This window comes from Propionivibrio sp. (assembly GCF_016790145.1).
Lineage (GTDB): Bacteria > Pseudomonadota > Gammaproteobacteria > Burkholderiales > Rhodocyclaceae > Propionivibrio.
This window is the reverse complement of the sequence record NZ_JAEUOI010000178.1, coordinates 1-13,467: the sequence shown is the minus strand read 5'-3', so window position 1 is coordinate 13,467 and position 13,467 is coordinate 1. Positions and strand designations below refer to the sequence as shown.

Annotated in this window: 10 protein-coding genes; 1 reads left to right on the top strand and 9 read right to left on the bottom strand. The window is 61.2% G+C overall.

The features are described 5' to 3' along the window. A partial coding sequence (locus JNM42_RS14940; RefSeq protein ID WP_294271800.1) for a DUF1622 domain-containing protein occupies window positions 1–220 on the top strand: 220 nt, incomplete at its 5' end. Between the two features lie 323 nt (window positions 221–543). Here JNM42_RS14940 and JNM42_RS14935 read toward each other — a convergent pair. From JNM42_RS14935 to JNM42_RS14895, 9 genes are all read right to left on the bottom strand, one after another. After that, a complete protein-coding gene (locus tag JNM42_RS14935; RefSeq protein ID WP_294271795.1) occupies window positions 544–1,989 on the bottom strand; it encodes a PAS domain S-box protein in 1,446 nt (481 codons plus the stop codon). After that, window positions 1,982–2,314, bottom strand: a complete 333-nt coding sequence (locus tag JNM42_RS14930) for a circadian clock KaiB family protein (protein WP_294271791.1) — start codon at window positions 2,312–2,314, stop codon at window positions 1,982–1,984. Before JNM42_RS14930 ends, JNM42_RS14935 begins: the two co-directional genes overlap by 8 nt. A gap of 15 nt (window positions 2,315–2,329) precedes the next feature. Next, the gene (gene kaiC, locus JNM42_RS14925; protein ID WP_294271788.1) at window positions 2,330–4,081 is read right to left on the bottom strand and encodes a circadian clock protein KaiC; all 1,752 of its coding nucleotides are present in this window, start codon (window positions 4,079–4,081) and stop codon (window positions 2,330–2,332) included. 428 nt (window positions 4,082–4,509) lie between these two features. After that, on the bottom strand, window positions 4,510–7,203 hold the full coding sequence (locus tag JNM42_RS14920; protein WP_294271785.1) for a cation-transporting P-type ATPase: 2,694 nt from the start codon (window positions 7,201–7,203) through the stop codon (window positions 4,510–4,512). A gap of 168 nt (window positions 7,204–7,371) precedes the next feature. After that, on the bottom strand, window positions 7,372–9,033 hold the full coding sequence (locus tag JNM42_RS14915; protein WP_294271782.1) for an esterase-like activity of phytase family protein: 1,662 nt from the start codon (window positions 9,031–9,033) through the stop codon (window positions 7,372–7,374). Between the two features lie 376 nt (window positions 9,034–9,409). Continuing rightward, window positions 9,410–9,751: a hypothetical protein gene (locus tag JNM42_RS14910; protein ID WP_294271779.1), complete on the bottom strand. Its 342-nt coding sequence runs from the start codon at window positions 9,749–9,751 to the stop codon at window positions 9,410–9,412. A 288-nt stretch (window positions 9,752–10,039) separates the two neighbouring features. Next, window positions 10,040–10,735 (bottom strand): redoxin domain-containing protein, encoded by a 696-nt coding sequence (locus JNM42_RS14905; protein WP_294271776.1) that lies wholly within the window; start codon window positions 10,733–10,735, stop codon window positions 10,040–10,042. 3 nt (window positions 10,736–10,738) lie between these two features. Next, window positions 10,739–12,964 carry a thioredoxin family protein gene (locus JNM42_RS14900; protein ID WP_294271773.1) on the bottom strand — a complete coding sequence of 742 codons (2,226 nt, stop codon included), beginning with the start codon at window positions 12,962–12,964 and terminating at the stop codon, window positions 10,739–10,741. After that, window positions 12,957–13,467: histidine phosphatase family protein (locus JNM42_RS14895; protein WP_294271770.1), on the bottom strand; the 511-nt coding region annotated here is incomplete at its 5' end. The genes JNM42_RS14895 and JNM42_RS14900, both read right to left, overlap by 8 nt.

Here is a 13,467-nt window from a genome sequence, read left to right as displayed (position 1 = left end):
GCGGGCCGACCTCGGCCGCGCGATCCTGCTCGGGCTTGAGTTGCTGGTCATTGCTGACATCATCGGTACCGTGGCCATCGAACCCACCTTGCAGAACCTCGGTGTGCTCGCCGTGATCGTGGCGATCCGTACTATCCTGAGTTTTGCGCTGGAGCTGGAGGTGAGCGGGCGCTGGCCCTGGCAGCGCGCACAGGTCGCCGATCAGCATGTGCAGCGCTAATCATGCGCGGCTGCGAATCCGGGTATTGCGTTCCGTTTGCGCCCAGGGGGCAGGACCTGGCCGTTTGCAGCCCGATGACGTTGTCAAACGAAGTTACGCGATCTGCACCGCAGTAGCCATTAAAGCTCACCGCTCTAGTGTGGTCTTGCCGAAATGTCGATATCGACAGCAAAGTATTTCCCGTTTACTTACGAGCTCTCGTGAGAGGACCTGGTGCAAACTAAACCAATCAGTCCCGGTTAAATATCAGCACTCTGGAAGCCACGTCGCTCACTGGCGACGGGATGCTTATCCTTACGTCTAAACCTGGGCTTGACCGTGTTTCATGGCTTCGGTTGGCAGGAAAGTAAATCCTGGCACGGGTTGGCGGGTTCAGTGGCATCGCTCGCGGCGGCCAGTTCGGCGATTCGGCTGACCGCAAGTTCCTCCAGTTGACGGCGGTGCCGGTCAAGCTCCTCGCCCATGCGCTTCTTCTCGGTAATGTTTTCCATGACCGCCACATAATGGGTGATGCGCCCGTCCGGCTGGCGCAACGGCGAGATGACGGCAAACGCGATATACTCGCTGCCGTTCCTGCGCCGGTTGATGAACTCGCCCTTCCAGGTCCGCCCGTGGATCAGGGTAGTCCACAGATCGATATAGGTTTCCTTGGGCGTCTTGCCCGACTGCAGCATTCGCGGATTGCGACCGATCAACTGCTCGCGGCTGTAGCCGGAGTTGTGCACCAGAGCCTCGTTTGCGTATTCGATGATGGCGTCGAGGTTGGTGATGGTGATGTTTTCCGGGCTCTGTTCCACCGCCAGCGAGAGTTTTCGCACTTGATCCTCGGCGGCATTGCGCCCGCTGATGTCGGTCAGCGTCATGCGCAGCGTCGGGCCGACGTCGGTCTCCACACGCAGACAGTCCACCTGGGCCTTGCGCGTAGACAAGGGGCCGTCGGCCGATTTCAGAGTCAACTCGAAAGACTGCCGGCCGCCGCGAGCCATCACGCCGGCGAACTGGCGTCGCCAGCTTTCCAGGTCGGCGGCGGCAACGAATTGATCAAAGGGATGGTCAAGCAGTTGTTTGCGTTCGATGCCGAGCAGCGTCGCGGCGGTGCGATTGGCTTCGGCAACCAGCGCGCTGCCGGTGAGTGTCAGATAGCCGACCGGGGCGAATTCGTAAAGATTGACATAGCGATCACGGGATTGCTCCAGCGCCATCTGGGCCTTGCGCAGTTCGTCTTCGGCGAGTACCTGCGCACTGACATCGGTTCCAAAAAAGATCAGCCGTTCGACACGCCCATCGGCATCGAGAACATGGGCAGAATTCCAGGAAACGATTTTCCGGCCACCGCCACGGGTCAGGAGCCCGGTGCGGAAAGCGCTCAACTCGCCGCTTTCAAGAAACTGCTGGCGCAGGGTTTCGCGCGGCGTCGACTTCTCAAGCGGCAGCAGCAGATCGAACCAGTTGCAGCCGTTCAGTTCGGCGTCGGAAAAACCCGTGATCTGGGCCATTGCTTCGTTCAGATAACTGATCTCGCCGCTCGGTGCAAGTTCAACGACAACCGCAGCCATCCGGTTGATCAGATGCCGGTAGCGCGCCTCGGACTGGGTCACTGCCGAGTGTGCACCGCCCACCAGAAACGCGCCATCGCGCGTCACTACTGAGTCGACACCCTCCTTCGCCAGACCGGCAAAGGCATCCTTGATCGCACTGAGTTGCTTGTGGACCTTATCGACCGTCGGGGAATCGTCGCCCCCCCCGGCATCTGCTGCGGTATCAGTCATTGGCCTGCATCGCAAAGCCGAGAACACTCAACACCTGGTCGGTGTTGCTCAGATTGCCGATTATCCGGATTCCCGGCTCGGGAGTTACGCGCACCACCGTCGGCGTCACGATCACCCCCTCGGTCCAGGCGCGCTCGGGTGAGAGCAGGACATCGACGACGTCAATATGGAAATCATCACGGTAGTGATCCTGGCAGAGCACCTTGAGATTGCGCAAGGCAAGCTGTGAGTTGGGCGCTTCTCCTGCCACATAAAGGCGGAAGACGAAGCCCGCGGCACGGGCTTCCTGTTTATTACTGTCAGGGACTGACGAAATTGCAGGCATGGTCTGGTTCTCCGATCAGCTAGCTGACGCTGGTTTCTGGCTATCGCCGCTGCGCTTGCCCCACAGCGCCTGATGCGTGCGACTGGCCTTTTTCAGGCGGCTGACCTCGGCCGCCAGCAACATTTCCAGTTCCGCCCGCTTGACTGCCATACCCCGCTGCAAGACCTCGATGCGCGCATTGACTTCGGCCTGCGCCAATTCGAGCTCCTTGCGTTTGTGCTCGACGCCGGCCAGCAGGTGTTCCTCGGCGTCCTTTTCGGCGATCTCCTTCTGCCAGCGAGCGGTGCCCATCAGCACCTCGCCATCGGCCTGATAGACGTCGGTCAGCGTAATGCCGCTGGCACTGAGGATCAATTCGCGTACCTGATTCGAATGCTCGGTACCGCGCGATTTGATGATGGTCAGCGCCCGGTTGCGTTCGCCGGCGAGAACGTCGTAACTGAGCTGAATCCAGGTGTCTGCCACGGTCGATACATGAATGTCGGTACTTTCATCGAGTGCGTCGTTACCATTGAGCAGGCTGCTGCAGACCAGCGTAACGCCCGTCGCCTTGGTCATCTCCAGCAGTTGTTCCGGCATGCGGCGGCGGATGGCATTGGCATCGCTGTTGATGATGGCGGACAGCGGGTCGATCACGACGCAGCGCGGCTGGTGGGTTTCGAGCAGGTTGCGCAGGGTTCCGATATGCTCCTCGGCTCCGGTCAGGCTGCTGCGAATCGATCGCATAAGCAACAGGCCACTGTCCACATGCGGCCTGAGATCGATGCCGACCGAACGCAGGTTGCGAACGATTTCATTCGCCGGCTCGTCAAAACCGACAAACAGTGCGCGCTCGCCACGCGCGCAGGCGGCAAGAACGAAACTGCCGCAGAGGGTCGTCTTGGCCGTACCCGGTGCGCCGCTCAACAGCACCGCCGCGCCACGGTAGTAACCGCCACCCAGCATGCTGTCCAGTCGCTCGACACCGGAGGACACCCGCTCGGTACTGTCTCTGTCATAGGCAGGCATGAGCGGGAAGGAGATGACCTCGACACCATGGTCGCCGAACGAAAGAGCCACCTCGCCGGCATAAAAGCCGGAACCGCGGTATTTGACGATGTGCAGCGTGCGGCGGGCGACACGGTTTTCCAGATCGTGGCGCAGGAAGATCGCGCAATCGACCATGTATTGTAAAAAATCCTGATAGTCGAGATTGGTCTGGCCGGAGTCGTTGTTCTTGCAGGTAATAATTCCGGTCAGCCCACACGACACCAGCCAGTCGCTCAGACGATACAGCTCGCGGCGCTCGGCCAGCGAATCGTTGAGTAATGACAGGAGCACGTCGATGGAATCAAAAACGATACGCTTGGCACCTATCTGATCCGCCTTGGCCTTCAACGCAGCGAGCAGCCCGGCGAGATCGAAGTGGCCAGCGCAAACGACATCGGGACGGGGCTTGGCGTCAAGGAAAAAGAGCGACTGTTTTTCCATTTCAGGCAGATTCCAGCCGAAGGTGGCGGCGTTGGCGACAATGTGTGCCGAATCTTCTTCAAAGGCGACAAAAATTCCCGGTTCACCATTCTTTGCACCATTGACCAGCGCCTGCAGGGCCAGTACCGTCTTGCCGCTACCCGGACCGCCAGCAAGCAATGTGGCCCGACCACGAGGAAAGCCACCGTTGGTGATGTCGTCCAGGCCGCGAATTCCGGTCAGGACCTTGTTGAGCTTGTTGTGCTGCATTCTGGCGCTGGGCATGAACGATCTTTCAGAAAAATTTTTGCAAATCATGAGGCACCCATTCGGCTTTTGCAACAACCCCGAAGCAATCGCCTCAGTGCCCAAGTCGCGCACCGTCAGAATGTCGTTTTAGATCACAGGATTAAGCTGGGGTAATCTGCGGGAGAAGATTTTAGTGTTTTCCTCATTCCGTGGTTGCCGATGAAGAACGAAGGCAAGTTGCATCGGGCAGCGCGGTGAATTTTACCTTGTCTGGAAGCTGTAGCGGGCTGCCTGATTCAGGTTCGCACGACAAATTTGTTCTGGCGCTAACTCATTAAAATCGCGTGGCCCGAGGCCAGGCTTCGCGCTCATTCCGGGCTTGACCCGGAATCCAGTTCGTTTATCAAACAGTTAATTTTAAGCCTTGATCAGATGGACGAATCTGGATTCCGGCGTTCGCCGGAATGACAGTAGTCTGTTAGACCAATTTACCCTGTTCATGTTCCCTGGCGCTGGCTGGCCGGTGATTCCGACTGTCTCAAGCGCACCAGATACTTGCGCAGTTCCTCCAGCACACCGATGCCAAGTGCAAGACCGAAAATGATCGGCCATACCTGCGGAGCAAAGGCCAGCGTGCCGAAAATCCGGTTGCCAAGGGGCGTATAGACAATCAGCAGAATGAGCGCCAACTCAACGCCGAGTCCAAGCAGCAACAGGGGGTTCTGCCAGGGAGAAAAATGCAGCGCCGACTCTCTGGGGTGGCGACAAAGAAAGACATTGACCATCTGAGCCATGACGATGGCGGCAAGGCAGGCGGTGGTGGACTGCAGGTACAGCGGATCCGCCTTGCCGAGAACATCGCCATAATTCCAGCCGCCCAGATACAGCACAAAGAAGAAGGCGAGCATCGCCGCGCCGGCCTGCAGCATACCGAGCCAGAGGTAGGCGCGCGCCAGCAGCGACCAGGACAGCAGGCGTTCGTTGGCCGGGCGGGGAGGCTTCTGCATCAGCCCGCTGTCAGGCCTTTCGGCACCAAGGGCCAGTGCCGGCAGCATATCGGTGCCAAGGTCAACGGCGAGAATCTGGATGATGGTCAGTGGCAGCGGAATTTTGAACAGCACGAAGGCGAGGTAGGGAATCAGTTCAGGGATGTTCGAAGTCAGGATATAGGTCAGGAATTTGCGAATGTTCTCGAAAACGGCCCGCCCCTCCTCCACCGCGTTGACGATGCTGGCAAAATTGTCGTCGAGCAGAATCATGTCGGCGGCTTCCTTGGCGACATCGGTGCCGGAAATGCCCATGGCAATGCCGATATGCGCCGTCTTCAGCGCCGGCGCGTCGTTCACTCCATCGCCGGTGACCGCCACAATCTCGCCCTTGTTCTTCAGCGCTTGAACAACCAGCATTTTCTGTTCGGCAGTGACGCGGGTGAACAGGATTTCCGGGCTGTCCAGGGCAATCTGCAACTGCGCCGCTGTCATCTTGCGCAGCGCGTCGCCGGCCACGATGAGCGGATTCTCGCTGCTCACCAGACCGATGGCGCGCGCGATGGCCAGCGCGGTGTGCGGATGATCGCCGGTGACCATGATCACCTTGATGCCGGCCGAATGGCAGCGCGCCATGGCCTCGGGAACTTCCGGGCGGGGCGGATCCTGAAGCCCGATCAAACCGGAAAAGATCAGCCCACTCTCGCTCGGTGGCTCATTGTCCGGCAAGGGGCGACAGGCAAAGGCCAGCACGCGCAGGCCCTGGTCGGCCATGCTTTCCTGCGCCGCACCGATGCGCTGTCGGGCCGCCGCATCAAGGACGCCCTCTGCGTCACCCCACCCGGTGCCGACGCAGAGCGGCAGGACGGCTTCCGGCGCGCCCTTGCAGTACAGCCAGCGCCGACCCTCGTGTTCGATGACGACCGACATGCGGCGCCGCTCGCTGTCGAAAGGAATTTCACTGAGCACGGCGGCTTCGCCAAAATCCTGGATATCCCGGGCGAAAGTGAGCAGGGCGACTTCCATCGGATCGCCGAGCCAGGTGGCCTGTCCGTTGCGATGGCTGAGTTTGAGGTTGTGGCAATGTTCGGCATTGCGCAGCAAGGGCATGGCGGCGCTACCAAGATCGTGCGCAGCGGCCGCTCGCGTTGTCCCGGCAAAAAATATCTGCTCTACGGACATCCGATTCTGCGTCAGCGTACCGGTTTTGTCGCTGCAGATGACCGTCGTCGAGCCGAGGGTTTCAACGGCGGGCAGGTGCCGGATCAGTGCATTTCTTTTGGCCATGCGCTGCGTGGCCATGGCCAGCGACAGCGTAACCGTGGGCAACAGGCCTTCCGGTACGTTGGCGACAATGATGCCGATGGCGAACATCAGATTGGTCCAGAAGGGCAGACCGATCAGGGTGCCGATCAGGAAGAACGCCAGACCCAGCCCGGTGGCGAAGAGAGCCACCAGCCTGGAGAGGCGGGCGATTTCCAGTTGCAGGTGCGAGCTGGTTTTAGCAGCGGACTGGGTCAGGTGGGCGATCTTGCCAAATTCGCTGTTCATGCCCGTGGCAAAGACGATGGCTCGCCCCTGACCGGAAACCAGTGAGGTACCAGCCAGCAGCAAATTCCTCGCCTCAAGGGCGAGGCTGATGGTACTGGTCTCGGCCTCGGCGGTGCGTGCCTTGGGCAGCGATTCTCCGGTAATAGTCGAGGTATTCACGCGTACTCCGGCGCCTTCGATCAAGCGGCAGTCGGCCGGAACGTTGTCGCCTTCCTCAAGCAGGACGACATCGCCAGGAACCAGAAATTCGGCGGCCAGCGTCTGCAACTCGCCATCGCGCATGACTTTGACGTACTGCGGCAACAGTTGCCGAAGCGCTGAAATGGCCCGTTCAGCCCGGTATTCCTGCCAGTACGAGAACGCGCCATTGATCACGATCACCGCCAGGATCGCCACGCCGAGCTGCCACATGCCTTCGTCCGGGCTGCGTGTTTCGGCAAAAATCGCCAGCGCCGCCGCGACCCACAGGATCAGTGCAAAAAAATGCGTAAATTCGCGCAGCAGTCGACGCCACTGCGGGTCGCCCTTGATTTCCTCGATACGGTTAGGGCCGTATTCCTGCAGGCGCTTCTCCGCCTCGGCCAGGCTCAGGCCATTGGCCGACGTTCGCAGACTGCTCAGGGCAGCCGCCAGCGAGAGGTTTGCAATGTGCATGAAGTCGGGAGTAGAAAAGGCCAGTCCGCAGGCAGGATTATCCGGCCAATATAAACCAGATTATCGGAATCAAGCGATTTGAGAGTGGTGGGTCAGGCGCTGGCGCGGCGGCACCATTGAAAACGCCGCGCATTTTGCGCGGCGTTGTTTTCATACAGCTTGCGTGAATCAGACGCCCGGCTTGCGGCGCCGCGCGACCACGCCCACCAGCGCCAGGCCAGCGAGCATCAGGCCGTAGGTTTCAGGTTCCGGCACCACGGCCACCCGGTAAGCCAGCACCATGGTGTCGTTTTCCAGGCCGGCGTTGTAGCTCTGCAACACGCCGTTGGCATCCAGCAGCTTGCCTGAACTCGAAAGAAAATCGTTGTCATTGCCGACGAACAGGAAGTACTGGCCGCTGCCGTCACCAACAGGCACCAGGCCAAGCGCTTCCCACTTTTCGGAAAGCGAGTTGCTGTTGCCGGGTGCGGTGTCGATGTTGAGGCCGAACTTGGCCAGTTCGAGCGCGCTTGAGGTGCCGAGCTTGCCCAGCATATTGAGGGCCTCGGTCCACTGGATCGCCGACACGCTCGCACTGAGCACCCCGCCCGGCGCGACCTGCGCGCCTTCGGCACCGAGCCCAGTCAGGACGGTGGCATTGGAGATATCGGCCAAGAGGATCGATTTGAAGACCGGCGAGCCGCTAGCGCCGCGGCCGTTGCCGTCGCGCGAGAGGATCAGCAACTGATGATCGTTGAGGGCGATGATTGAGCTTTGCGCGGCGGTGCGATTGACCGCCGCGGTGCCGCCATTGTCATCCACGCGCGGCAACTGGATCACGTATTCCTTCATCGGCGCCGCGGGCGTATCCGAGGCGGAGATGTCATAGACCACCAAGCGCGCGTTTGAGCGGCCCTGGTTGCCGGCACCCGAATCCTGGATGGTGGCGCTTTGCAGCAGACCGAACAATTTGGTGCCGTCCGGGCTCTGCGCGATGCCTTCCATGCCCTGGTTTATGCGCCGTCCGTTAGCGGGTGGATCGGTGGCGAAATTGATGGTGCCCACGGGCGCATGCGGCACCAGCGCGGCGGGCAGCTGCAGTTGCCCGATCAGCTGCTTGTTGGTGTTGAAGCGGTAAATGTACGCACCGTACTCATCGCCGACCCAGCCCGATCCTGCCATTCCCGCGCGGTTGTCGAGGATCAGCCCTTCGGCATCCAGCGTCAGCCGGTTGGTAATTGTGCCGTCGCTTTGCGTGGTCGTGCCAAGGGTGGTCGGCACGGTGGTGCCGAACAGGCCCGCGGTACCGCTGGCCAGCAACCCGGTGGTGTAAACCGGCGCCGTCAGGGGATTGTTGTCGTGGTCGTAGGTGAAGCGCGTGGAGCCGGTGAAGGCCATCGCGATCTGGTTCTGCGCCGCGGTGGGTGCTGCCGCGGTGTAGGGCGTGAAGGTGAAACTGAAGGTGTTGATGCGCGCGGCGTAGTTGGAAAAAGTAGCCCCGCTGTTATAACCGCGGTCAGGCAGGAAGTTGAAGGTGCCGCTCCAGCTGCCATTGCCGTTATTGGTAAACCCCGTGATCTGCATGTCCGATATCGAACCCAAGGTTTCCCCGGTTGCCGAGTCGATGCTGTTGGCCGCCACCCGACCCACGCCCTGCAGACCGAGATTGACGAAGGTGGTGCCGTTAAGGGTCACGCCGGCGGTTGGCCAGGCGCCGGTATTGGGCACCAGCACGTCACGGTTCGACGAGGTATATTGCGCGCTGGCCAAGCCTGGTAATGTGGCCAGCACGGCGGCGCTGATGGTCGAAAGCGCAAGGCGCCGTGCGGTCTTTGAGAATCGTATCTGCATGTTTTATCCTCTGGTGGTTTTGTTAAAAATACGCTGTGCTGCAACTGGTCAAAAAAAGAATCAATTCCGCCAACGCAGTTTAGGCAGCGAATGTTACATCTTCGTTACACCTTGCTTATGTGCGCCGGGTGGTCAGGCTTAGAGCAATGCCGCCCGTCAGGGCCAGCACGGCTAACAGCAGGGCATAGGTTTCCGGCTCCGGCCAAATAGTCACAGAGGTTTCTGCCCGTGAGAAGAATGCAGCGCCAACGCTGTGGGGTGGTGACAAAGAAAGTTCAATTCACGCCGACGGACTCAGGACCGACAAGCGGCCAGACCAGGAATCCGCGAGGCCAGCCTTCAGCCGGTTCTTCAGTGCAGCAAGCGCCACCCCGAATCAGAACAAACCTTGCTCCTGCAGGTGCGCCCGCATTCGCGCAAGCACGCTTTTGACCTGTAAACGTTGAAAGATGTAAGCAAGCAAGGTTCCTGTTCCAATCACTGCAATGGCTAGAGCCGACTGCCATGCAGAGGGCCAGGCATTGAGAGTTTTCTCGTCGATTCCAAGCGCGGTGAGTGCCACAACGCAAGCGACCAGCCCCAATACCATGCCAACCAGGCCGGCAGCAGTTGCGCCACGGGACCGAGTCAGCGCACCCGTTGCATCGACTTCAATCGGCCCGTTGCAAGCGGGGCATTTCTTAGTGAAATGCGCTTTGGCAATTCCCTGTTGGGACATCCGGTGTCCGCAGAGAAGGCATGAATCATGGGTACCACCAGGATGCATGGAATATAGTCCAGAAGAATTGTAGTCGTCGGCAAGCTCGATATCCTTGGCGTCACGTCACGGATACCGCAGCGCGATCTGGGTAAAGAGTTCAGAACGGATCCCGGCGACATTCTACGACATCTGCTTCGTGACCGGCATTGATCGCGATAGAGAAGAACTCGCGCTCACGGTAAGTCCTCGATGGCCCGGCCGAAAAGCCGGTCGACGCAGTGGACTGGCCAGGGCACGAGCTTCGTGTCAGTACTTGATCGAGCAGCCGTAAGGCGTCGTGGCGGCGATCGTTACCGGCTTGCCGGATACGGCTTCGGTGATGGCCTCCTTCATGTGATTGCGCGCACCGGCGATGTCGGCCGGATTCGCCGAGCGCTTGTCGTCGATCGCGCCGTTGTAGACGACCTGGCCAGCGGGATTGATCAGATACATGTGCGGCGTTGTCTTGGCGCCGTAGGCTTTGCCGACGACACCGGATTGATCGAGGGCCGCATAGCTCGGACTGGCTTTCATCGCTACCAGCCAATCGTTCATTTGACTGGCCGACTTGAAGTCCTGATGGCCGGGATTCGTCGAGTTCACCAGCACCCAGACGACCTGCTTGCCTGCCGCTACGCGCTGCGTCGCTTGCATGTTGTCCGAACCATAATGTTTCTGAACGAAGGGACAGTCCGGGTTGGTCCATTCCAGCGCCACCCACTTGCCTTTGAGGTCGGCCAGCGCCACCGGCTTGCCGTCCAGCGTGGTCAGCGCAAAGGCTGGCGCCGGGCTGCCCGGTGCAAGGGCCGCTGCCTGAGCACTGATCAAGGTCGCCAGGGCCGTGCCCGCAAGCAGCGTTGGGTAGCGCCAGCCCGATGCTTTGCTGCCTGGTCGATCGTCATGTGGTACTTGGGAGTTCGGCATTTTCTGGCGCGTGAGCAACAGGTGGTTCAGGTAATTCATGAGTCAACTCCTTTCGTCGGGTGGTACGGGAATTACGCTCGCCTGTCTGGCCGAATCCGGCAAGCGTGCAAGCGCAGCGAGAATCGAATCGTGCGTGAGTACCTCGGGCAGCAGAACAGGTTCGCCGTGCGCGGGGTAGAGCGCATAAACCGGTACGCCGCTACGGCCGAGCGTCGATAGTTCGCGCGTGATTTCCGGGTCATGCAGCGTCCAGTCCGCACGCATCAGATGCACGCCGTGTCGGGCAAAGTCGGCGACTACGGCATCGCGGGACAGCACCAGCCGCTTGTTGACCTGGCAGGTTACACACCAGGCCGCCGTGAAATCGACGAACACGGCCTTGTGTTGTGCGCGTGCCGCAACCAATGCCGAAGCCGACCACGGCGCCCATGGGGTTCTCGATTCGCGCTGAGCGGAAAGGCTGGCGGATGGTTTCGGCGCGGGGATGCTCACGAGCAGCGTCAGCCCGACGCACATCAGGGCAAGCACCCCGCCCCAGCGCCAGAACGGCTGGTCAAGGCGGAGTAGCCAGGCAACGCCGGCGACCACCAGCAAGCCCCCACCGAGGTAGAGGATTGCGCTCGCACCCACCTGCTCGGCGAGCACCCAGGCGAGCCACACGACCGTAGCGTACAGCGGGAAAGCGAGAAACTCCTTAAGCCGTTGCATCCAGGCGCCGGGCCGAGGCAACCCGCTTAATGCGCTCGGCATGATGGCCAGCAGCGCATAGGGCAGGGCCATGCCCAGACCGAGCGCGAAGAAGACGACGAGGGTGAGCGCGGCAGGCAGCGTGAACGCAGCCCCGAGCGCAACGCCCATGAACGGTGCGGTGCACGGAGAGGCGACCAGTACCGCCAGCACACCGGCGGCGAAGGCATCGACGTCGGGGTGGCGAAGGCGCCAGGTGCCTGGTACATCCTGGGCCAGTGTCGCAATCGGCAAGGCTCCTGAAAGGGAAAGGCCAAGCGCAAAGAAGAGCAGCGCCATGGCACCGACGAAAGCTGGCGACTGCAACTGGAACCCCCAGCCCAGAGAGGCGCCACCGGCTTGCAACGCCAGCAGCAGCCCGGCCATGCCAAGAAAGGAGCAGACGACGCCCAAGGTATAGAACAAGGCGTGCTTCCGGCTCGTGCGCCGACCTTCAGCACCCTCTCCCGCATGACGCATCAGCCCGAGCAGTTTTATGGACAGGATCGGAAAAACACAGGGCATCAGATTGAGCAGCATGCCGCCAAGGAAGGCGAGCCCCGCGACGGCCATTAATGAGAGCGCTGACGCTCCCTGGTGTCCGGCAAGCGTCGCCTGGGCGCCCGGAGCTGCGGGCGATGCGGGGCGAATCGCACCAGGTGCCGCGCCGGCAATCGGCGCCTCCAGAGTGAAGGCGAACGGCGGCGCGCCGCGCGCCGGGTCGGGAGTCGCCACCATGATGCCAGAGAGCGCAGTCCACTCGCCGGACGGCACTTCGGCACCGGTCAGGGTCAGGGCATACCCCCCGGGCTGTTGCCGGAAACCCTGGTCGGCGGCGGCGTGCATCAAGCCTTCGGCAAACGGGAAGAAGCTCAGCGCAGCGAGAGGCGGTGCGCTCGCTGCGGGAACGAGACTAACACTGACCAGGCCTTGATCGACCCGCGCCGACAACGACCAGCCGGGCGGCGGCACGGGAGTCGGTGTCGCCCGGCGAGCGGCGGTAAACAGCGCCGTTTGCCCGACATCGGCCTGAGCCTGGGCGGCGACCGGTAAAGCAAGCGCGAAGCTTCCGGATTCAGGGATACAGACCGCTGCGCAGACCAGCCACTCAGCCTGCAGCCGCACCGGGAAACTTTGTGCCGCGTAGTCCGCCGGAATCTCGATCGGGACAGCGAGCAAGACGTCCTTTTCGTAGCCGAAATTGGTCAGCGGTCCGAAGGGGATGCGTTGTGGCGCTGGCCAGGCGATTTCGCCGGCGCGTGCACCGGCGGGCAGCGTCCAGGTGAGCGCTGGCGGATAGCCCGAATCCCCTGGATTACGCCAGTACACATGCCAGTCTGGAAGCAGCCGGATATGCAGTCCCAGCCAGATCTTTGCGCCGGGCGCGACGACGCTGGACTCGGAAACGAGTTTTGCGCTGACGTGCGCTGTCGTAACCACCTGGTTTTCGTTGGTTGCGGCAACCCCGGCCGCTGCTACAAAAAGGCCCAGCCCGACGCCAAGCCAGCGTCCGATACGCCACATGAATTGCCTGCTAGTCATGGTTGAGGCGCCCCACCACGAGCAGCTTGCCGTCAGGCATGCTGCGCGCCACGACGATCTCTCCCGATTCAGGGAAGACGCCGGTAAGCGCGGTGATATTCACCTGGTGCGTCACCAGGACAAGCGGTGTCGAGAGATCGGCGGCCTTTAAAAAGGAAAGGATTTCACTGGTTTGTTCGCGCTCGCGCTCGGGATTCGAGAAGAAGGAATCGAGCGCCGGCAAGGGAGTCACCTTGCCCAGCGCCAGAAGCTGCCCCGTTTCAAGGCAACGGCACCAGCGACTGCTGAAGACTCGTGCCTGCGCGACACCCGCCCGGCGAAAAGCGTCACCGATCCGTCGCGCCTGATCCTGTCCTTCGCTGTTGAGGTTGCGCTGGGTCGCACACTCCTCAAGCCGAAAACCAGCGGGGTCACCACCCCCCGGTGCCCGTGCGTGACGCATCAGCAGCACATGCCCGCCCCGTGCCACGGCCTGCCACAGTCGGCTGTCGTCGCGCGCTGCG

Bases quoted from the DNA above. Each gene is read 5' to 3' on its own strand.
- JNM42_RS14920 (WP_294271785.1), bottom strand. From the start codon at position 7,203: ATGCACATTGCAAACCTCTCGCTGGCGGCTGCCCTGAGCAGTCTGCGA.
- JNM42_RS14905 (WP_294271776.1), bottom strand. From the start codon at position 10,735: ATGAATTACCTGAACCACCTGTTGCTCACGCGCCAGAAAATGCCGAAC.
- JNM42_RS14930 (WP_294271791.1), bottom strand. From the start codon at position 2,314: ATGCCTGCAATTTCGTCAGTCCCTGACAGTAATAAACAGGAAGCCCGT.
- kaiC (WP_294271788.1), bottom strand. From the start codon at position 4,081: ATGATTTGCAAAAATTTTTCTGAAAGATCGTTCATGCCCAGCGCCAGA.
- JNM42_RS14910 (WP_294271779.1), bottom strand. From the start codon at position 9,751: ATGTCCCAACAGGGAATTGCCAAAGCGCATTTCACTAAGAAATGCCCC.
- JNM42_RS14900 (WP_294271773.1), bottom strand. From the start codon at position 12,964: ATGACTAGCAGGCAATTCATGTGGCGTATCGGACGCTGGCTTGGCGTC.
- JNM42_RS14935 (WP_294271795.1), bottom strand. From the start codon at position 1,989: ATGACTGATACCGCAGCAGATGCCGGGGGGGGCGACGATTCCCCGACG.
- JNM42_RS14915 (WP_294271782.1), bottom strand. From the start codon at position 9,033: ATGCAGATACGATTCTCAAAGACCGCACGGCGCCTTGCGCTTTCGACC.